Consider the following 614-nt stretch of genomic DNA (forward strand, 5'->3'; position numbering starts at 1 on the left):
TGAGCAAGCGTTACTCGATAGCGACGGTGACGCCGATGAGCTGGACAGCGCACAGGTACAGCGGTTAGCCCGCTATGCCGCTCACTGGGTTGTTTGCACGCACCGTGCAGCGCTAGAAGAAGGTTTATGGGAAGAGGTCTCTCAACACTCCAAATTAGTGCCGAGTGAGCCGTTGCCTGATGGTTACCTTTTTCCCACGGAGGTAGGCCTTAACCCCTCCACGAAACATCTGTACGGCATCATGCCACCACAGAAAGACGCTGCTGGCGACATAGAGCAGCTGTTGGATTATGAGTCACGCCAATTCGCCAGAAATCGTCATTGGACCATCGGCACCAGCGTCGTTCGCAGCGTCTTGATGGATAATGACTTTTTCCTGAATAAAGATGAGAAGGCCTTTGCTGAAGCGCTAGATCGAGCCGACTTTGTGGCATGGTGGTTCGCAATCCAGACCGTAATCCGTTTATCGTACGGTTAGTACGCGGCGAGCATCGCAATAACTTCTATCCTGACTTCGTAGTTTGCGTTTCTCACTTGCCCGGAGATAAACCCTTGCAGCGGCTTGTGGAAACCAAGCACGACATAAAGGACATTCGGAATAAGAGCTTACATAC

The 614-nt window shown here is 51.8% G+C and carries 1 protein-coding gene; it reads left to right on the forward strand.

What is annotated here, in order from left to right; all coding sequences use genetic code 11:
• On the forward strand, positions 1-478 hold a 478-nt coding region (locus RMT89_RS40690), incomplete at its 5' end, for a hypothetical protein (RefSeq protein WP_315888786.1).
• Positions 479-614: the final 136 nt, after the last annotated feature.

The sequence above is a fragment of the Streptomyces sp. P17 genome (assembly GCF_032436805.1).
Lineage (GTDB): Bacteria > Actinomycetota > Actinomycetes > Streptomycetales > Streptomycetaceae > Streptomyces.